The organism is Streptomyces europaeiscabiei (genome assembly GCF_001550375.1).
Taxonomy (GTDB): Bacteria; Actinomycetota; Actinomycetes; order Streptomycetales; family Streptomycetaceae; genus Streptomyces; species Streptomyces europaeiscabiei.
In genome coordinates, this window is record NZ_LRTR01000923.1 from 1 (window position 1) to 505 (window position 505).

1 protein-coding gene is annotated in these 505 nt (G+C 78.0%); it reads left to right on the top strand.

Translation table 11 applies throughout. The features are described 5' to 3' along the window. Positions 1 to 505: polyketide synthase dehydratase domain-containing protein (locus tag AWZ10_RS46515; protein ID WP_159058628.1), on the top strand; the 505-nt coding region annotated here is incomplete at both ends.

A 505-nucleotide genomic window follows, 5' to 3' on the forward strand; every position in this document is an offset into this window, starting at 1 on the left:
CGCCGAGTGGACCCGGCACGCCGCCGGCGTCCTCACCGCCGAGACCGGACCGGACCCGGCCCACGACCTGACCGCCTGGCCGCCGCCGGGTGCGGAGGAACTCGCCACCGACGGCCTCTACGTCCGCCTGCGCGAGGCCGGACTCGACTACGGGCCCGTCTTCCAGGGCCTGCTGGCCGCCTGGCGGGACGACACCGCCGTGTACGCCGAGGTCGCGCTCCCCGAGTCCGCAGCCGCCGATGCCGCCCGCCACGACCTGCACCCGGCGCTCCTGGACGCCGCCCTGCACCCGCTGGGCCTCGGCGCGTTCGACGGCCTCGGCGACGGGCGCATGCTGTTCTCCGCCGGCCCGGTGCGACTGTTCGCCACCGGCGCCACCACCCTGCGCGTCCGTCTGGAGCGCACCGGCCCCGACACCCTCGCCCTCACCGCCGCCGACGCGGTCGGCGAACCCGTCCTGGCCATCGGCTCCCTGCTGCTGCGCCCGGTGCCCGGCGCGTCCCTC